At 59.9% G+C, this 18084-nt stretch carries 16 protein-coding genes; 5 read left to right on the forward strand and 11 right to left on the reverse strand.

Annotated features, from left to right (window positions below):
- Positions 1-366: 366 nt before the first annotated feature.
- The 3 genes from RRH01S_RS14875 to RRH01S_RS14885 all read left to right on the forward strand — a co-directional run bounded on the left by RRH01S_RS14875 (position 367) and on the right by RRH01S_RS14885 (position 2360).
- Positions 367-1302: a TerC family protein gene (locus RRH01S_RS14875; protein WP_042473062.1), complete on the forward strand. Its 936-nt coding sequence runs from the start codon at positions 367-369 to the stop codon at positions 1300-1302.
- 75 nt (positions 1303-1377) lie between these two features.
- The gene (locus RRH01S_RS14880) at positions 1378-1683 is read left to right on the forward strand and encodes a hypothetical protein (protein WP_034515578.1); all 306 of its coding nucleotides are present in this window, start codon (positions 1378-1380) and stop codon (positions 1681-1683) included.
- 47 nt (positions 1684-1730) lie between these two features.
- On the forward strand, positions 1731-2360 hold the full coding sequence (locus tag RRH01S_RS14885) for an exopolysaccharide biosynthesis protein (RefSeq protein ID WP_042472454.1): 630 nt from the start codon (positions 1731-1733) through the stop codon (positions 2358-2360).
- Between the two features lie 296 nt (positions 2361-2656).
- On the opposite strand, the gene RRH01S_RS14890 is transcribed toward RRH01S_RS14885, so the two are convergent.
- From RRH01S_RS14890 to RRH01S_RS14940, 11 genes are all read right to left on the reverse strand, one after another.
- On the reverse strand, positions 2657-3748 hold the full coding sequence (locus tag RRH01S_RS14890) for an LLM class flavin-dependent oxidoreductase (protein ID WP_042472457.1): 1092 nt from the start codon (positions 3746-3748) through the stop codon (positions 2657-2659).
- Positions 3745-5475 carry a dipeptide ABC transporter ATP-binding protein gene (locus RRH01S_RS14895; RefSeq protein ID WP_042472459.1) on the reverse strand — a complete coding sequence of 577 codons (1731 nt, stop codon included), beginning with the start codon at positions 5473-5475 and terminating at the stop codon, positions 3745-3747. Before RRH01S_RS14895 ends, RRH01S_RS14890 begins: the two co-directional genes overlap by 4 nt.
- Positions 5454-6302 carry an ABC transporter permease gene (locus RRH01S_RS14900; protein ID WP_042472462.1) on the reverse strand — a complete coding sequence of 283 codons (849 nt, stop codon included), beginning with the start codon at positions 6300-6302 and terminating at the stop codon, positions 5454-5456. Before RRH01S_RS14900 ends, RRH01S_RS14895 begins: the two co-directional genes overlap by 22 nt.
- Complete coding sequence (locus RRH01S_RS14905; protein WP_042472464.1) at positions 6299-7309, reverse strand: ABC transporter permease; 1011 nt, start codon at positions 7307-7309, stop codon at positions 6299-6301. The genes RRH01S_RS14900 and RRH01S_RS14905 overlap by 4 nt, the downstream gene beginning before the upstream one ends.
- Positions 7310-7343: 34 nt before the next feature.
- A complete protein-coding gene (locus RRH01S_RS14910; protein WP_037221654.1) occupies positions 7344-8996 on the reverse strand; it encodes an ABC transporter substrate-binding protein in 1653 nt (550 codons plus the stop codon).
- 215 nt (positions 8997-9211) lie between these two features.
- Positions 9212-11515, reverse strand: coding sequence for a molybdopterin guanine dinucleotide-containing S/N-oxide reductase (locus tag RRH01S_RS14915; protein WP_042472466.1), 2304 nt, complete (start codon positions 11513-11515; stop codon positions 9212-9214).
- A gap of 380 nt (positions 11516-11895) precedes the next feature.
- Positions 11896-12528: a phosphoribosyltransferase family protein gene (locus tag RRH01S_RS14920; RefSeq protein WP_007693353.1), complete on the reverse strand. Its 633-nt coding sequence runs from the start codon at positions 12526-12528 to the stop codon at positions 11896-11898.
- The gene (locus RRH01S_RS14925) at positions 12518-13198 is read right to left on the reverse strand and encodes an energy-coupling factor transporter transmembrane component T family protein (RefSeq protein WP_042472469.1); all 681 of its coding nucleotides are present in this window, start codon (positions 13196-13198) and stop codon (positions 12518-12520) included. Before RRH01S_RS14925 ends, RRH01S_RS14920 begins: the two co-directional genes overlap by 11 nt.
- Positions 13195-14718: an ABC transporter ATP-binding protein gene (locus RRH01S_RS14930; RefSeq protein ID WP_042472471.1), complete on the reverse strand. Its 1524-nt coding sequence runs from the start codon at positions 14716-14718 to the stop codon at positions 13195-13197. The genes RRH01S_RS14925 and RRH01S_RS14930 overlap by 4 nt, the downstream gene beginning before the upstream one ends.
- 19 nt (positions 14719-14737) lie before the next feature.
- The gene (locus tag RRH01S_RS14935; protein ID WP_012649715.1) at positions 14738-15310 is read right to left on the reverse strand and encodes an aminotriazole resistance protein; all 573 of its coding nucleotides are present in this window, start codon (positions 15308-15310) and stop codon (positions 14738-14740) included.
- Between the two features lie 149 nt (positions 15311-15459).
- A complete protein-coding gene (locus tag RRH01S_RS14940) occupies positions 15460-16173 on the reverse strand; it encodes a phosphoribosyltransferase family protein (protein ID WP_042472473.1) in 714 nt (237 codons plus the stop codon).
- A 130-nt stretch (positions 16174-16303) separates the two neighbouring features.
- Between RRH01S_RS14940 and RRH01S_RS14945 the strand changes: the two genes are divergently transcribed.
- Together RRH01S_RS14945 and RRH01S_RS14955 are read left to right on the forward strand one after the other, a co-directional pair.
- Positions 16304-17284 (forward strand): LysR family transcriptional regulator, encoded by a 981-nt coding sequence (locus RRH01S_RS14945; RefSeq protein WP_042472475.1) that lies wholly within the window; start codon positions 16304-16306, stop codon positions 17282-17284.
- Between the two features lie 363 nt (positions 17285-17647).
- On the forward strand, positions 17648-18079 hold the full coding sequence (locus tag RRH01S_RS14955; RefSeq protein WP_034515542.1) for a hypothetical protein: 432 nt from the start codon (positions 17648-17650) through the stop codon (positions 18077-18079).
- Positions 18080-18084: the final 5 nt, after the last annotated feature.

The following is an 18084-nucleotide window of genomic DNA, read 5'->3' on the forward strand; positions in this document are numbered from 1 at the left end:
TCGCAGGAGCGCAAAGTTCAGAGGTTCCGGTTAGCATCGATCGGAACCTCGTTTCGCATGCACACCATATATCGCAGCCTATATCGGCATGAACGGCAGGATTCGTTTGCTGCGCATTTTCCAAAGCATTTAAGCGTGGTGACCTCTAACTCGAAGCAGGAGCCAGAAGGCATCAACCAAATATCCCCCTTGAACTGCGAGAACATGGCACCTATCTGCGGCTCAACCCGCTGGTCCGGGCCCCTCTGGTGAGAGCCGTCGGCGCTCTTGCGATGTCGGACCTTTTCCGACACCGTGCGCCGACTGAGGTTCTCCTTCGTGGAAACATCATTGTTTTTCGTTGAGTGGCTTGGAAAGCCGCTCTGGATGTGGGCAGGTTTCATTGCCCTCGTCATCGCCATCCTGTCGTTCGATCTCGGCATCCTGCATAAGCAAAACAAGGAGATCGGCGTCGGCGAGAGCATCAAGCTCTCCGCCCTCTACATTTCTCTCGGCCTCGCCTTCGGCGGCTGGGTCTGGTGGTATCTCGGCGCCGATTCCGGCCTTGCCTATATGACCGGCTTCGTCGTCGAAAAGACCCTGGCGCTCGACAACGTCTTCGTCATCGCCTTGATCTTCTCCTTCTTTGCCGTCCCGCGTCTCTATCAGCACCGGGTGCTCTTCTGGGGCATTCTCGGCGTGATCGTGCTGCGTGCCATCATGATCGGCGTCGGCGCGACACTGGTGGCTGAATTTTCGTGGCTGCTTTACGTATTCGCGGCGTTTCTCATCATCACAGGCATCAAGATGCTGGTGATGAAAGACGTGGAACCCGACGTTTCCAACAATCCCCTTGTCCGCTTCATGCGAAACCGGTTCAACGTCACCGACAGCCATCATGGCGAGCGGTTCTTCGTCAAGCAGGCCCATCCGCAGACCGGCAAGATGGTCTGGTTCATCACCCCGCTGTTCATGGCCCTGGTCGTGATCGAAGTCGCCGACGTCATCTTCGCTGTGGACTCGGTTCCCGCGATCTTCGCGATCACCACGGATCCCTTCATCGTGTACACTTCCAACATCTTCGCGATCCTCGGTTTGCGCGCCCTTTATTTCGCGCTGGCGGCCATGATCCATCGCTTCAAATATCTGAAGCCGGCCCTGGCCATCGTGCTGGTCTTCATCGGCTCGAAGATCTTCGTTGCCGACATGCTGGGCCTGGAAAAGTTTCCGGCTGCCCTCTCGCTCGGGATCACCTTCGCGATCATCGCAAGTGGCGTGGTCTGGAGCCTGCTCAAGACGCGCGACACAGTGAAGAACGCTTAAAGCTCGCCGCGCACCTGCTGATGTGGCAGGTGCGCGGCCCCTCATCTCCCAACAAACGCCTAACAAGGAATAGACATGCTCTCCAATCTCATCGCATGGCTCTTTGCCACTTTCGCCATCGCTCCCCTTCAGGCCGAGATCGAACAATACGCGGCCGCCGCAAATCTGCCGGTGGAGATCGTCCAGCAATCACGAACATGCTTGTCATCGCAAGTCCCTCTGCTGGTGCAACGTGCATCGCAGGATAGTTACTGGACCGTCACCACCATTGTCGGCGTGGCGACCGGCTGGAGCAACCCGGCGGACCTGCTCGACAAGAACAATCCAGCTTGCGCAGCCATCATCGGCCTCATTGAAAACAGAGCCACTGACGCCACCTGATAAATTGCAAAGCCGATCATTCCCCGGATTCGGAGTGGCGAGATCACATGACTGAGCAGTCAGCCGGCGCGGCACCACAAGAAGAGATGGCATCGGTTCGCCTGAAAGAATTGGCAAAGCTTGCACAATCGCAAGGCGGCGTCAGCGTGAGGGAGGTGCTGTCCGGTCTTGGCCGGACCAGCATGGCTTTCACCATTCTTTTTCTGGCACTGCCTGCCCTCACGCCGATACCCGGACCTTTCGGGATGGTATTCGGGAGCGCGCTTGCCCTTGTTGCGGTGCAAATCGCCATGGGACGTCAGACGCTGTGGCTTCCGGCCTTCCTCAACCGGCGTAGACTGTCGTCGGCAGTCGTTGATCTCGTCGTCCGCTACAGCGTTCCGATCATTGCCAGAGTTGAGGCAATTATCCGCCCAGGCCGCCTGGTGATGTTCACGGGCAGGATGATGCAGTGGCTGCTGGCATTTCCGATCTTCGTGTTGGCGATTGCTATCGCACTGCCAATCCCGTTCGGCAACTTTCTGCCGGTTCTTGCACTGACGGTGATTTCCATCGCCCTGATGGCAAGAGATGGGCTTGTGACCCTGGTCGGCGTCATCCTGTGCCTACTCGCATTCGCCGCCACCGCCGGGTTGGTGCACGTCGCTGTTGCGAGTTTGAGCGGGATCGGCTCATGAGCACGCGTGCCGCTCCAGCTAAGCAATTAAGCCGGCTACCTAACTTCGCCGCGTTGCAAGCAGCGTGATAGCGCCAGCCCGGGATTGCCCCATGGTTGGGCCAAACGGTTGCCCGCCCATGGGGGCTTCTCTATCGCACCCTCGTCGCCGCTTCTGCCTTCAGCCTGCTTACGATCCGCCGGATTGTGCGAGGATTGATGTTGAATTCCGCCATGATTTGACCCGTCTTTAGAGTGAACCCCTCCAGCTGGGAAGACGAGACAGGCAACCCATCAAGGCATGGGTTGCCTATGGGGTCACGAGGCAGGCGACCAGCCCAGGTTCGGGGCCACTGTCTCCGCGAGGTCGGTCAGCAGCCGCACGTTCTCGGCAAGACCGAAGGCGGGTGGTAGAAAGAGGACAATCTCGTCTGCGGCGGCGAGGCCCGGGTCGTTGAAAACCGCCTCGGTCACCTGGTCGGGAGTGCCCTGGAAAACAGGGCAAATTTGGACTCCGGACGGTTGGTTGGCTGGCGCGGTCGGTGTGAGGGCGCCTTTGGGGCGGGATGCGGCGATGCCCAGGGTGCGGCGCTCGAGGTCGTAGGCGGCGTACTTCTCCCGGAGCTCGGCGGTGGTGCCGACCAAGATCGAGGCGGCTACGGTGACCGGCGGCGGCTCGGTGCCCCATGTCTCGCGCCAGGTGGTACGGAAAGCCTTGATGCTGCGGGCCTGATACTCCCCGAAGGTCTCGCCCTCGGCATGGTCGTGCTGCACGGTGCCGGAGATGAGCCCGATCCCAAGCTCGGCAGCCTGCACCGCCGAGCCCAGGCTGGCCGAGCCTTGCCTAATCCGGGAGCGCAGGGTTGGGCTGTGCGGTGTCACGCGCAGTTCGATGCCTTCCGGGGCACCCTGGTTCGGCCCGGCGACGGTGTGGAGGACCTCGCCCGAGATCGCGGCGAGGAAGCGCGCCTGGCGGCGCCTGGCCTCCGTGCGGGCATCGGTGTCGACTGTACCGAAGACAGCGTCGAACGCCGCGTTGGCGCCGGTAGAGATGGCCAGCTCCAGCCGGCCGCCGATCAACAGGTCGGTCGTGCCGGCCGCCTCGGCAAGCAGGATCGGATCCTGGTAGCGCATCGGGATGACCGCCGAGCCCAGCGTGATATGCTTGGTGTGCTGGCCGGCCGCGGCGAAGAACGGAAGCGGTGAGGACAGATAGTGGTCGAAGTGCCGCTGGTAGGCCCAGCCGGACTGGTAGCCCAGCCGCTCTGCGGCCTTGAACAGCTCGATCCCGTCGCGCAACCCCTGCGCCGGCCCGGCATCATCGTTGAAAGACACGCGGGTATTGAAGCCGAGCCGCTGCTTGGGGCGGAACGGCGCGGACAGGGCGCCGGCAGGCACGGTCGCGGTCATGCGATTTTTTCCTCGCTGAAGACCCGTTGAGGTTGAGGCTGGGGCACGCGGGCGATACGAGCGGCGCCGGACGGAATCGATTCCAGCAGCGACCGGGTATAGGGCTGCTGAGGGTTGTCGAAGATGTCGGTGACGGTCCCGTGTTCGACGATATGTCCGCGCTGCATCACCGAGACGGTATGGGCGAGTTGGCGCACCAGGGCCAGATCGTGGGAGACAAATACATATGTCAGCCCAAGTTTGGCTTGCAGCGAAAGCAGCACTTCGACGATGTCGGCCTGGACACTGACGTCGAGCGCGGAGGTGGGCTCATCGAGCACGATCACATCCGGCTTGAGGACCAGCGACCGGGCGATGGCCACGCGTTGGCGTTGGCCACCTGACAAGGCTGCAGGATTGCGCGCAAGCAGGTGCTCGCCGAGCCCGACATTGGCCAGCGCTTCGCGGACCCTTGCGGCCCGCTCTGTGGCGGTTCCAATCTTGAAGCGGTCGAGCGGTTCGCGCACCAACTGCTCGACTTTCCAGGTCGGGTCAAGCGAGGTGAACGGGTTCTGGTAGACGAGCTGAAGGTGGCGCCACACCGCGCGCAGCGACTGGTGCGAGCGATCGTTGAGCTGTTCGCCAGCCACGGTGATGTTCCCGGTATCGGGTTGCTCCAGCCCAAGCAAGAGCCGGATTGCGGTCGTCTTGCCTGAACCCGACTCACCGACCAGCGCATGCGTGGTGCCAGCCTGGACGGCAAACGACACGTCGTTGACGGCCGTCAGAACCTTGCCGTCAACCGCGAAGGTCTTCGTGACGGCGCTGACCTCGATTTTCGGTGCCTTGCTGGCGTTTGTCTTGAGAAAACGGAAGCCGGGGTCGCGCAGCCGGGCGTAGCGGTCGGGGTTGAGGGCCGGGACGTCGGCGTGCAGCTTCTTCGCGTATGCCGATGCCGGCGAGGAGAACACGGCTGCGGTGCCGCCGGCCTCCTGGACGATGCCGTCCTTGAGCACCACCAGAGAGTCCGCCCGCTCGGCGGCGATCGCCAGGTCATGGGTGATGAGGAGCAGGCTGATATCCAGCTCGTACTGCAATTTGGAAAGCAAATCGAGGATGCGTTTCTGGATCGTGACGTCGAGCGCGGAGGTCGGCTCGTCCGCAACCAGCAGCAGCGGCCGTGGAAGGACCGCAAGGCCGATCAGCACACGCTGCAACATGCCGCCGGACAGTTGGTGCGGGTAGGAATCATAAACTCGCTGCGGGTTGTCGAGCCCAACTTGAGCGAATGTCTCCAGGATGAGCGCCTTGCGACGTGTCGTATTGGGCTCGTCGATGAGCGCGGCTGCCTCCATCGCCTGGGCGCCGATCGTCCGCACCGGGTTGAGCGAGTTGCCTGGATCTTGCGGGACAAACCCGATAGCACGTCCCCGTAATGGCCGGAAATGCCGCTCCGAGAGCCCCAGCACCTCCTGGCCGTCGAAGTCGACGCGGCCACTCGCGCGTCCACCGGCCGGGAGCAGTCGCAGTACCGCGCGGGCAATCGTCGATTTGCCCGAGCCCGATTCCCCGATGAGAGCAAGGCTCTTGCCACGGCCCAGTTCGAACCCGACGTTGGTGACGACCTCTTGCTTTCCGTAGGCGACCGACAAGCCGCCGACGCGGAGCAGTGGAGCTGATCGTTGAGACGTTGAGCCGGTAATATCGGTGCGAGCGAAAAGCTGGGTCAGTCTGTCTTGCGGAGCCATCGGCTGATCCTGTTTACAGAGAGGACGGTTGCGATCGTAACGAAGGCGGGTGCGTAAACCAGCCAGGGCCATTTGAGGTAGTCCTTGCCGATCGAGATCAGCAGGCCCCAGTCGGAGGCCGGTGGCGGGTCGCCGTACCCGAGGAAGGCAAGGCTGGCGATCACCAGGATCGAGTCGCCGAACTGCAGCACGGCAAGCGGCAATACCGAGCGCGATGCGTTCGGCAATACGTGGCGCCACAGGATGTGCCAGCGCGACCCGCCGAGGAGAAAGGAAGACTCGACGAATGTCGCCTGCCGGGTCTTGATGACCTCCGAGCGCATCACCCGGGCGAAGAGGGCCACAGCCGAAACACCCGTTGCGATGGCGGCGTTTGTGGTGTCGAAGCCGATCGCGGTGACGACGATGACGGCCAGCAAGAATTTTGGAATGGCGAGCAGCACGTCGACCAGGCGGGCGAACAGGGTGTCAACCCAGCCGCCGAAGAAGCCGGCCAGCAGGCCGATGAGGCCACCGGCGACAACGCCGATGACCACGGCGATCAGCGCGCTCGCCACAGATGAGGCTGTGCCATAGACAACGCGGGTGTAGAGATCGCGGCCGAGATGATCGGTGCCGAACCAGTGCGCGGCACTGGGGCCAAGCAGCTTTTGAGCAGGAACACCGTTGATCGGGTCATAGCTCGTGAACAGGCTCGGGGCGAGCGACCAGGCGATCGCAAGCGCGACGATCGCGAACGAGAGAGCGACGGCCGGCGGCATACGCAGGGCTGTCAGCCGGCTGATCGCCGTGACACGCGAGGTCGGGTAGGCGGAGGCGAGGGTCATGAGGTCACCGCCTTGGAAATGCTAACGGAGCCTTCGTCAGCCGTGGTTGGGCGGCGCTCGGGAGCGCCGAGGAGCTTGACGCGCGGGTCGAGCAGCGGGTAGGCGAGGTCGGCGATCAGGTTGACAATCACAAAGACCACCGCTGCCAACGAGACGACTGCCTGAAGGACGGGCAGGTCCTGCGTGCTCACCGACCTTTGCACCAAGCTGCCAAGACCGGTGCGCCCAAAGACCGTCTCAGTGATCAGCGAGCCCCCAAGCAGCTCGCCGATCGTCAGCGCAACGACAGTGACGACCGGGAGTGACGATGGCTTGAGCAAGTGCTTGACGAACAGCCGCATTTGCCCGAGGCCGCGGCCCCGTGCAACGGCGGCGTATTCCTGCCCGGACTCATGGTCGAGGTTTGCGATGAGCACTTCGGCGATTTGTGCGGAGATGGGGATGCCGAGCGCGATCGCCGCGAAAAGTGTCGCCCAGACGCTGTCAGGCTCAATCACACGAAAGACGCCGAGTTGGAAACCAAAGAGGTGGATCAGCACCAGGCCGATCACGAAGTTCGGTACCGACAGGAACAGCGACGGAAAGCCTCGCAGCAAGCCCTGGCCAAGCCGTTTTGGAAGAAACTGTGTGCCATAGGCGATCACCGCCGCGAGCAGAAGCGCGACGACGAGGCCGGCGGAAGCAAGGACCAGCGTCGACGGGAGCACCTCGGCGATCAGCGTTGTCACGGGCCGATTGGTCCGCATCGACAGGCCCAGATCCCCGGTGACAAACCCGGAAAACGATGTCCAAAGCTGGACCGGGATCGGTTTATCCAGACCTTGGGCGGCGATGATCTCCTTGATCTCCTCCTGTGTGAACCCATTCTGGGGATTGTTCAGGACGTTGGAGATCGGGTCGCCCGGCAGGATGCTGACGACAACGAAGGTGAAGACATAAGCCAGCAGGATCACGACGATCGCCTGCACGAGGCGCTTTGCGGCGTAGTTTAGGTAGGCTTTGCTCATGCCTGTCACCTTCTTTGCGCGGTTGAATTGCGGGCTATTCGCTTTTCGTGGCCGTGTAGTAGCTGGCATAGGCGACACCGTTGTAGACCTCGCCCTTGAGCTTGGGAGACTGAGCGTAGATCCGCTGAACGATCTGTGTGCGCGGGATGAAGTAGCCCTGATCGAGAATGTACTTCTGCAACTCGTCGAGGAGGGGTTTGCGAATTTCTGTGGAGCCGGCGCTGGCGATCTTGTCACGTAGCTCATTGAGCCTCGTGTCGCTCTCGTCGAGAGCGAACCAGTTCTCGCCGTTGTTGGCGTTCGTCAGAATGCTGGCGACGGTCCCTGCGTCGATGAAGCTACGCGTCACCTCGTAGGCCGGCACGGCCGGGCCGCCGTATTTGACCTTCTGGCCGTAGGTGACAACATCGTAGGCACGGATGGCGACTTTCCAGCCAATCTTGCCGAGTTGCTGGGCGATGAGCTCATCGACCGATTTGGACGTAGCAAGGTAGGGGTTGGAATTCAGTATCAGCAATAGCGGCTCGCCGTTCTTCGTACGGATGCCGTTTGCGCCCTTTGTCCAGCCTGCCTCATCAAGGAGCTTTTCAGCCTTGTCGGGATTGTACGCCAGCAAACTGCTTTGGTCGGTCGCTCCCGGCACGTTGCTCTGGATGAAGGACGTCGCAAGCTTCCAGTCGGGCGTGTAGACGGTGTCGATGATCTCCTGGCGGTTAATGCCGGCCTGGAGGGCCTGACGTACTTTCACGTCATCGTACGGCGCAAGCTTGGTGTTGATCGCCCAGCCGTTGACGAAGCCGAGATAGCGTGGTGTCGCGATGGTGAAGCCCTCCGACTTGAGAGACTCCAGTTCCTGCGGCGAGGCGTTGTAGGCGACGTCGGCCTGGCCTGACTGCACGGCTGCAACGCGCAGCGACGGTTCGGTCACCAGCTTGTAGGTAATCGTGTCGAGATAGGCTGGACCGGTATGACCGACCGCCGGAGGACCCCAGTTATAATCCTTGCGCTTGACCAGCTTGACGAAGTCGCCCTCCTTCCAGGAATCGACCACATAGGGGCCGCTGCCAGAGGTCTTGCTCAGATCAGCCTGCTGGGGGGCGGGCTGCGCGATGGTCTTCGGGGAGATGAGGATCGAACCGTGGTAGCCGAGAGTCGGGATGAAGCCGAGCGTCGGCTTCTTGAAGAAGACCTTCACTGTGCTTGCATCAATTGCCTCGGCATGGTCGTAGGTTTTCGGGAAGAGACCAATCGGATTGATGCCCTCGGTCTTGCGGCCGGCGTACCAGATGTCGAGGTTGGCGACGACGGCCGACGCGTCGAGCGGGGTGCCGTCGGAGAAGGTGACGCCGCTCTTGAGGTGCAGGGTGAACTCTGTGGCGTTGTCGTTCTGCTCCCAGCGCTCGGCGATCCAGGGGCTGACCTTGCCGTCAGCGTCGACGTAAAGGAGCTTATCGGTCACATGACCCCAGATGTGGCCCTGGAAGCTGGAGATCGCGCTGTTGTTCGGAATCCAGGTGTCGCCCAACGAATCGATGAGGAAGGTGATGTCACCTCCGTTGTGTGGGCTGTCAGCACTCAGAGCCGGGGCGAGGCCTGCCATCGTCACCAAAGCGCCGGTTGCCACGGCGGACGTGGTGATCAGCAGACGGCGCCGGGAGAGGGACAACGAAAAAAGGCGTTCGGTCATGAAGAGGTCCTGATGGTTCTGGTTCTGAGAAATCCTGAAACAGAGCCTATGCAGGCGGAGCCGAGGGAGAAAGACTAGTTGTTCTTTTTCTACTAATTTTATGGATTATTTTGTTCAGTTTTAGCGTGTGGAAGGGTCAGCTTTTTTCAGGGCTTGTCTGCGAGGGAGCTGCGCGTTCAAAACCCTCCTTGGTGATCAGGGTCTCCGTGCTGATCTCATTGGGATCGATTTTGGACCTTGGGTCCCTCGAATATCCGCACTGGCGGCGCTTCGCCAACTAACCGTTCGACCTCCACCCTTGTAAGCTGTCCGGTCGAAGCCTGGGCCAGCTGCGAGGTCCCAACGTCGTGTGTCAGGATGTTCGGGTTGCCGTGAATGCACATCGCGCTGTCGGCGGTTGGGGCGTCCGGCTCGAACCATGCACCTGTTGCCAACTGCATGACCCCCTTACGCACGTCCTCGCTTATCACCGCTGCGGCGAGGCAACTGCCGCGGACGTTGAACAACCTCACGATGTCTCCATCCGAGATGCCACGCTCAACCGCATCTACCGGGTGGATACGAACCGGCTCGCGGCCCTTGATTTTGGTGGAGCGGCTGAAATCACCATAGTCCAGCTGGCTATGGAGCCGCGAATGTGGCTGGTTGCAGACCAGATGCAGGGGATAGCGCTCGTCCGCCTTGGTCTCCGCCCTGGGGGGATACCATCTCGGATGGCCGCGGCAATCGTCGTAGCCGAAGCCCTCGATCGTCTGCGAAAAGATCTCGATCTTTCCGGATGGCGTCTGCAGCGGGGATCCGGACGGATCATTGCGAAAGGTGCGGGCCGGTCCGCCATCGTCAGGCTTGAGCGGCAGGCGCATCTCTCCATGGTTCCAGAACGCCTCGAAATCTGGAGCCTCGTGTCCACCGGATGCGAGCGCCGTGCGCGTGGTCTCGAACAGGAAGGCAAGCCAATCCCGGCTGGTGCGATTTTCGGTGAACTCTTCGAATTTTCCAAGATGGCGCGCTATTTCGGAGAAAATCTCATAATCGTCTCGCGCTTCCCCGACCGGCTCGATCAGCTTCTTCATCGCGATCATCAGAGGATCACGATCCGCCGCGCCGATATCGTCACGCTCAAGCGTGGTGGTCGCAGGCAATACGATATCCGCGTGACGCGCGGAGGACGTCCAGGCCGTCTCATGGACGATGATGGTCTCCGGCCGCTTGAATGCCGCCCGCAGCCTGTTGAGATCCTGATGGTGATGAAACGGGTTGCCGCCTGCCCAATAGACGAGGCGGATATCGGGATAACGCATCGTGTGGCCGTTATAGTTGAACTCGTCGCCCGGATTGAGGAGCATATCGGCGATGCGCGCGACGGGAATAAAATCCGGCACTGGATTTTTGAACTGGCTAAGGGTCGGCAGTGGAACGGCAAGCTGGGCCTTGCCGATATTCCCCAATGCACCGAGGGAATAGGCATAGCCGCCGCCATCCAGTCCGATCTGTCCGAGCATTGCGGCCAGCACGATGCCCATCCAGACAGGCTGCTCGCCATAGTCGGCGCGCTGGAGAGAGTGGCTGACCGTGATCAGCGTCCTTGCCTGTGCCATGGCAAGCGCGAGCTGCTTGATGGCATCAGCACCGATGCCACAGATGCCGGAGGCCCATTCCGGGTTCTTTTCGACACCATCGCTCCGCCCGAGCAGATAGTCCTCGAAACGCTTGTATCCGACCGTGTAGCGGTCGAGAAAACCGCGGTCGTGCAATCCCGCATTGACGAGCGCATGCGCGACACCGAGCATCAGCGCGACATCCGTGCCCGGCACGATCGGCAGCCACTGCGCATCCAGCTCGGCGGGAAAATCGTCTTTCAGTGGGCTGACGAGCACGAAGCGGGCACCGCGAGCGCTCGCGCCGTTCAGCGTCTGGCGGACGATATGCGAACTGATGCCGCCGCCATGCACGTCCGCATTCTTGATCGCCATTCCGCCGAAGGCGACGATCAGTAAGCTGCTCCGTTCGATGGCATCCCAGGTGACACTCTTGCGGTCGAAATGGTCATATGGCCCCAAGACGTGTGGGATGATGACCATTGCAGCACCGGAGCTGTAGGTATTGACGGATCGCACATAGCCGCCGAGCACATTCAGAAACCGGTGGATCTGGCTCTGTGCATGATGGAAGCGCCCGGCACTCGACCAGCCGTAGGAACCGCCGAATATGGCCTGGGGTCCAAAGTCTCCGTAAACGCGCCGAAGTTCTCCAGCAACCAAATCAAACGCTTCTGGCCAGCTGACGTCCACATAATCATCTGCGCCGCGATCCTGCGCATTACCTTTCTTGCTCTCAAGCCAGCCGCGCCTGACGGCGGGACGCCTGATGCGCGCGAGGCTATGAGCGATCGCGGCGAGGTTGCCCAACAAGGGCGATGGATACGGGTCGGCCGGATGGGGACGAATTTCGAGCTTTCCGTCTTCGTAGCGGCCAGAAAACGCGCCCCAATGGGAGCTATGGGTCTGGAACGTGTTCATTTGCAAAATACCCGGGTAATCAAAGCGTTTATCAACAGGCCACCCGTTTTTCTCGATGCGTTCGGAAACGTGATGCTGATGAATTCGGTCGGCATATAATTATTCCCCAGGCTTGCTGCATCGGATTCTGTATGGATGCTAATGTGCGCCCGTGGGCGCAGAAAGACAGGTCATTCTTTTTCTATAGAAATTATGGAATTTTATCCCGCCTCGGCTCGGTTGATGAGTTGCAGGCGGCTTAAGCGATAAATGATCAGGTCGCGTACGGTGCCGACCTTGCCGCTCTCGACAAGGTCGCTCGGTGTGAAGGTTCGAGAACGCTCACCTTCCAAAAATTTGCAACGAAGCGCCAAACGTCCCGTTTGGCCGGGACAGTGGTATCAGGTGCCGGGAATGGGCTCCCAGGCTAAATCGTCGGTCCGGGAAAACTGTGGAATATGGGCAAGGCTCTGAATGAGGTCACAGTCGGATCCCAGCGTTTCCTGCCAATCCCGTGCCTCTGTCAGGACAACGCCAATGCCGATAACGTCGGCTCCTGCCTTGCGCACCAGTTCGAGCGATCCCTTAAGGCTGGATCCGGAGGCAACGACGTCGTCGACCACGACCACGCGCTTACCTTTGAGAAGCGGAATCGCGGCGCGGTCCAGCAGCAAGCGCTGTTCGCCCTTGGAGGTAATGGAGGAGATTTTCTGTTCCAATGCATTCGCCAAATGGATTTTTGGCGACTTCTGCAGGATGACGTAATGGTCGAGTCCGAGCGCACGAGAGACTTCGATTGCGACGGGAATGCCAAGTGTCGCCGTGCCGACGATGATGTCGGGCTTGAGCGGTGCGAATTTGGCGGCAAGTTTGCGGCCGATATGTTCGCCGAATTTCACACCGAGATCGATGACCATCATCAGCGAAATGGCGAAATCCGGCTTGATCGCCACGATCGGCAAATCGACCGGATAGCCGGAAACATCGACTCTCCAGTTCTGTCCGGTTCTTGGGTCCGTGGTCTCAGAGGTCATCGGTTTTGTCCTTCATGCTAAGGCGCGGCTCGACCATGAGGCCGACATGGCGCCAGGTTGTCCGCTTGTGTTTCAGATCATACCCGTAAAGGGTGAGAGAGAACGAAATGGCGTGCGCCATGCGGATCGCCTGAACGAGCAGCGGAATGCCGCGGGCCAGCGCGAAGCGCAGTTTCGTGGGCAGGCTGACATTGTCGATCTCCATGCCGCGAGACCGCTGCGCGTCCGCAATGCGTTCGAAATCGTCGCGCAGCATTGGAATGACGCCGAAGGTCAGCGAGAGAACGAGCGTGGCAATCGGCGGCAGCCGTGCGGCGCTTGCTGCTGCCAATATCGAGCCCGGCGTACTTGTCTCCATGACGAAATAGAAGGCGGCTGTGGTTGTCATCAGCCTGGCCGCCATCGCGGCGGCGACAGACAAGGCGTCGCCTGTCGAAAGGCCCTGTAGCCAGAGGTTTATCATCCAGCTCAGCATGACCATGCCGGTGAGCAGGGTGGCACCCTTGATATAGCCGCGAAGACCAGGGACGCGTATCACCCATAGAAGGATCAGACAGGCAAGCGCGAGGGGCACGCCGAAGCGCCAGTTGGGAGCGAGCCAGGCTGCCAGCATGATGGCAAAGGCAATCCCCAGCTTGATAAAGAAATTGAGCTCATGAAGCCGCGTCATGCCATGCTCCAGGCTGCGTTATCATAGGGCACTTGCCAGCCGAGAGAGCGGAAGATGCCGCTTTCCCAGCCATCTTCGGGCCTTCCCTCGAACGCGATCGTGCCATTGTCGAGGATCATCAGACGGGTGGCCAGATCATCGACCAGTTCCAGATCGTGCGAGATCAACATCACCGCACGTCCCGAGGACTGCATTGACGAGATGAAAAGTTCCAGCATTTGCCGGCCCTTGATGTCCCTGGCCAAAAGCGGCTCGTCGATGATGGCGACAGCCGCGCCGGTTGCGTCGGCGCAAGCAAGGCCCAGCAGAGCCTGCTGGCGGGCCGAAAGCGCAAATGGATTGGCCTCGGCGAGGTTGGAGAGTGCATAGCGCTCCAGCGCTGCCGTGGCGCGGGCGATGATGGCTGGGTCGCTGGAGGAGGCGGTCGAGGCCGTGATGGCAAAGATCACTTCACCGAGTACGCTCATATTGAACAGAATATGGCGCATGTTCTGGGGGATATAGGCAATCTTGCGCGCGCGGGCGGCAACGGACCAGTCGTCGGCCTTCGTCTCGCCGAAGAGGATGGAGCCTGCGGTCGTTTTCAGAAGTCCGAGGATCGATTTGAACAGCGTCGTTTTGCCGGCGCCGTTGCGGCCGATAAGTGCAAGCACCTCTCCAGCCCGCACCTCGAAACTCACATCCTTCAGGACCGGGTTTCCGTGCGAGCGGGAAAGCTGGCTCGTCAGCTTCGAAACGGTCAACAGCGGGCGGCCCGTCTCAACGGTCTGTCGCGCGGGCCGGGAGCGCATCGGCGGCAGAATGCCGGCTTCGATCCAGGCGGCATCCTCGGTGAGAACAGCCTTTGGCGGCATGCTTGGAGAAAGGCTGCCGTGACGCAACAGAGCGATGCTGTCGATCACCGAATGGAGTGCCAAAGGGTCCTGCTCCGAGATCAGCAGGATCGGGACGCTATCCGACACCTTCCGCAGGATATTGGAAAGTCTCATACGGGCAGCGGGATCGAGCCCGGTGGTCGGCTCGTCCAGCACGAGGATTGCCGGGTTCGAGGCGATCGCTGCGGCAATGGTGACCATCCGCCGTTCACCACCCGAGAGGGTCAGAACCCGACGGCCACGCAACGCCTCCAGCTCGAATTCCGCAATCAGCTCGGCGAGCCGGTTGCGGATCACGTTCTGCTCGACACCCTTGTTCTCCATCGGGAACGCGATGACATCCTCGACACAGATGTCCCAAAGCTGGTCTTCGCTATTTTGAGCCACGAAGCCGATCGTGCTGAACAGCTCTTTCTTGGTGAAAGAGTGTAGCGGACGGCCGGCAAGTTCCACCTGGCCGGAGAACTCGGGAGCGTGAATGAGGCGCGGGATCAGGCCGGCGGCAACGCCGAGCAGCGTCGACTTGCCGCTACCGGCTTCGCCACAGACAAGAAGCCGTTGCCCCTCGTCAAGCGTGCAATTGGTTTCGGCAAGCACCGGTGCGGGACCGCCGAAACCGATCGTCAGATTGGCAATATTGAGCACTTGTTGATCCAGATCGGGTTCAGAAGCGCTTGAAGCCGGCGGGATGTGCACTCTTTAGAATTTTCAGGGCCGGGATGATCAGCAGCGGCGTGCCCACGACCATCGGGACGATGTCGGACAGGCCGAGATAGCCAAAACCCCACCAGAACGGAAAAATGCCGAGATAGGCGAGGCTTGCGGATACCGCCACCACCATAATCAGCCCGATGACAAGGCAGGCCACAGCAATCTTGATCAGCGCCAGGCGATCAAAGACAGTCTTGGCGGGATCGAAGAGGACCCCCGGCACAAGGCCGGTCAGGCCGACCATGACGCCATCGACGATGAGCGAATGTGCGGGGATGAAAGTGCCGGCGAGAAGCGACCAAACGATAGTACCGAGATAACCGCAAATGAAGCCGCTGCGCCAGCCGAGCAGGATACCGATCACCGGTGGCAGGAAGGCAAAAATGCGCCACTGGATGACGCCGGGCACGAGCTGGATTGGATTGGCATAGGCCCAAAGTACACCCGTGGCGGCAGCCGCCACGATCGAGAGTACGATGGGAAAGAGAGTATTGCCGTCAGTTTGCGATACGGTTGCTGGCTGCATGTTTTTGTCCCCTTAAACGTAACTTCAAGAAACTCTCGGAAAACCGGCTGCAACGGTTCTCCGCAATGGCTCAAATGCAAATTTGGTCTCGATCACATGCCGCCTGGCGATTGCGGGAAGACAGTTCAGGAAAGTCGTCGAACGTCGCGCTACACCTGTGCTGCATCCCGTTGAGCCGCAGAGCGTCTCCGCTGGGCCTGTGTCAAATGCTTGTTGACCAAAGCTCGGTCATCCATCCAAGCGTCTTTCTCGGTCGTGGTATCGGGGATCGCCACCCCAGCGATCATGTCGAACTGGGGAATGTGGCTGAGGCTGGCGACCAGGTTGGCGTCCTCGCCCAGCAGGTTTCGCCAGGCGTGCCCCTCGGTCAGAATGGCACCGGCACCAATTATATTGGCGCCAGCGCGGCGCACGAGCCTGATTGCTGCTGCCATACTGGAGCCGGTGGCAATGACATCGTCGACAATGAGAACGCGCTTGCCTTGGAGCAGGCTTATCGAGCGGCGATCAAGCAGAAGGCGTTGCGGCACTGCGGTCGTAATGGAACGCACATCCTCGACCAAGGCATCGGCAAGGTGAAATTTCGGTGATTTCTGCAGGATGACATATTGGTCTATACCAAGGCGCCGTGAGACTTCGATCGCGACCGGGACGCCCAAGGTGGCGCTGCCGACGACGATGTCGGGCCGCATCTGCGCAAAATGATTGGCAAGAGCATTGCCGACGATGTCACCAAACCGGATACCCATGTCGATTACCATCAGCAGCGCGATCGCGCGTCGGTCATTCAGCCGGATAATCGGTAGGCTGAAATTCTCGCTGGCAATCTCTATCTGATAGGTTTGCGGGGTCTTCAGATACATAAATGCGGCCTTTTGCCATCATAAGTTGCAGGTGAAGTATTATCCCAGTAGACACTAGGTCGCCCGGCTTTTACAACCAACAAAATTCGTCCGGTGTGTTTCCTTTTCTTCAACGAGGTACTCTTCCCGAATGAGTAGGCTTTTGTTTTCTCGGTTCGCACATTATCTCGACGAGATCGCTAAACGCGGCTCGATCAGAAAAGCCGCGGAGAAACTGAATGTCTCGGCTTCCGCGATCAATAAGCAGCTCATCGGTGCCGAGGAGGAGTTCGGTGTTGCCTTATTTGAGCGTCTGCCACGAGGCATGCGGCTGACCTCCGCGGGTGAATTGCTCATTAACGGTTATAGAGAATGGAATAAGGACCTTTCCCGGATCAAATTCGAGATCGAGGAATTGAAGGGGCTTCGCCGTGGCGAAGTGAAAATTGCCGCCTCGCAGGAAACTGTGCCCGACTTTCTGCCCGCGGCGCTCGCGCGGTTCATGAAGGATCATCTTCGCATTCGCAACTCGATCACGGTGGCGGATTCGGACCGTGTGCGTCAACTGGTCAGGGACGGAAGCGTAGACTTCGGACTGACGTTCAGTCCCCCGCCTCTACCGGGGGTCGTTGTCACGCGTTCGGCTGACTTTCACCTGATGGCCATGTTGCCGGCAAGTCCCGGTGTGAAGCAGCCGGATAGCATGTCTATCGAAGAATTCTTCCAAAAGCCGACGATCGTCCCTGATGCCAGTAGTCACTTGCGTGATGTTGTCGACATTGCCGCCGCACGTATCGGTGCGAGGTTGCAGCCCGTCTTGACGACCAATAGCTTATCGCTCATGCGTTCCATGGTTCGCGAGGGGTGCGGTTTCGGTGTGACGGCCGTGGCTAAGGGCATGCCCTTGAAGGATGATGAGGGAATACATTGCTCCCGCATAGCTGATCGTGGTTTGCCACCGATGGTGCTGTCGCTGATCGTCGACCCACGGCGCAGCCTCTCCATGACCTCCATCATCGCGCGGAGGTATTTTGAGGAATATTTCGATGAGCTCGCACTTCAAGCGGACGAAGCGCTTCACCGTTCGTTGGAGCAATCGAGTTCAGACAACGAGCGATCCGGCGCCGAGTGACTGCAGTTTCAGCCATTGCGTCGTAACGAGCACTTATGTTCCAAGCAGTTTGGCGTGAGGTTTCGCGCCATTGGCAAGATCCCGCGTATCCTTGTGAAGTGTTCCCACATCAAATGCAGCGATCGGAGTATCCGCGATATTGTACGCTCGCGTACTCAACCGTAAGATGATGGCGAAGGCTTCCTGTTGAAGAAAAGGAAACGCACCGGACGAATTTTGGTGCTTGTAAAAGTTGTGCCGACCTATGTCTATGGAGACGGTATCGTTTGGTTCTAATGCTCGGGGCGGCAAGGCGGTAAGCACGCCTCCGGAGGCCTCCACAAACCTCTCAGACTGAGATCACGGTTGGTGAATTAAAATCATATGTCTGAAGTCAAAGCCTACCTTCTGAACGCAGCTGCCGAAACGATCCGGACCGTGATGATTCCCGCAGCAGATCAGCTTACGCATATCTCCAAATTGATCGGAAGCAGCGAGATCGATGTCGTTCGCATCGAGGGCTCTCATCTCCTCTACGCAGGGGCAAATAGCCTGACCGACGGGGTTCACAGCGTAACGGACTTGAAAGGCCACGGCTCGCCGTTTGCTGGCAATCTTCTTATTGTCGGTGCCGATGAACGTGGCGAGATGACGAATGCCAGCGACAGTATCGGGCACTTCGCGACGAAACTGACGATCGTTCGCCCGGTCTTCGTGCCTGTCTTCGAGACGTTAACCGGCCCCGACATCTTCGGAACCCGCGTCATCCGCCTGGATGTTCGCATTGAGCGGTCTGCCCCCAAAATCATCGACTGAGTACC

This window comes from Rhizobium rhizogenes NBRC 13257 (assembly GCF_000696095.1).
Classification (GTDB): domain Bacteria; phylum Pseudomonadota; class Alphaproteobacteria; order Rhizobiales; family Rhizobiaceae; genus Rhizobium; species Rhizobium rhizogenes.

Excerpts from the sequence above, each read along its gene's own strand:
- RRH01S_RS14875 (WP_042473062.1), top strand. The coding sequence starts at position 367 with ATGTGGGCAGGTTTCATTGCCCTCGTCATCGCCATCCTGTCGTTCGAT.
- RRH01S_RS14880 (WP_034515578.1), top strand. The coding sequence starts at position 1,378 with ATGCTCTCCAATCTCATCGCATGGCTCTTTGCCACTTTCGCCATCGCT.
- RRH01S_RS14885 (WP_042472454.1), top strand. The coding sequence starts at position 1,731 with ATGACTGAGCAGTCAGCCGGCGCGGCACCACAAGAAGAGATGGCATCG.
- RRH01S_RS14890 (WP_042472457.1), bottom strand. The coding sequence starts at position 3,748 with ATGACCGCGACCGTGCCTGCCGGCGCCCTGTCCGCGCCGTTCCGCCCC.
- RRH01S_RS14895 (WP_042472459.1), bottom strand. The coding sequence starts at position 5,475 with ATGGCTCCGCAAGACAGACTGACCCAGCTTTTCGCTCGCACCGATATT.
- RRH01S_RS14900 (WP_042472462.1), bottom strand. The coding sequence starts at position 6,302 with ATGACCCTCGCCTCCGCCTACCCGACCTCGCGTGTCACGGCGATCAGC.
- RRH01S_RS14905 (WP_042472464.1), bottom strand. The coding sequence starts at position 7,309 with ATGAGCAAAGCCTACCTAAACTACGCCGCAAAGCGCCTCGTGCAGGCG.
- RRH01S_RS14910 (WP_037221654.1), bottom strand. The coding sequence starts at position 8,996 with ATGACCGAACGCCTTTTTTCGTTGTCCCTCTCCCGGCGCCGTCTGCTG.
- RRH01S_RS14915 (WP_042472466.1), bottom strand. The coding sequence starts at position 11,515 with ATGAACACGTTCCAGACCCATAGCTCCCATTGGGGCGCGTTTTCTGGC.
- RRH01S_RS14920 (WP_007693353.1), bottom strand. The coding sequence starts at position 12,528 with ATGACCTCTGAGACCACGGACCCAAGAACCGGACAGAACTGGAGAGTC.
- RRH01S_RS14925 (WP_042472469.1), bottom strand. The coding sequence starts at position 13,198 with ATGACGCGGCTTCATGAGCTCAATTTCTTTATCAAGCTGGGGATTGCC.
- RRH01S_RS14935 (WP_012649715.1), bottom strand. The coding sequence starts at position 15,310 with ATGCAGCCAGCAACCGTATCGCAAACTGACGGCAATACTCTCTTTCCC.
- RRH01S_RS14940 (WP_042472473.1), bottom strand. The coding sequence starts at position 16,173 with ATGTATCTGAAGACCCCGCAAACCTATCAGATAGAGATTGCCAGCGAG.
- RRH01S_RS14945 (WP_042472475.1), top strand. The coding sequence starts at position 16,304 with ATGAGTAGGCTTTTGTTTTCTCGGTTCGCACATTATCTCGACGAGATC.
- RRH01S_RS14955 (WP_034515542.1), top strand. The coding sequence starts at position 17,648 with ATGTCTGAAGTCAAAGCCTACCTTCTGAACGCAGCTGCCGAAACGATC.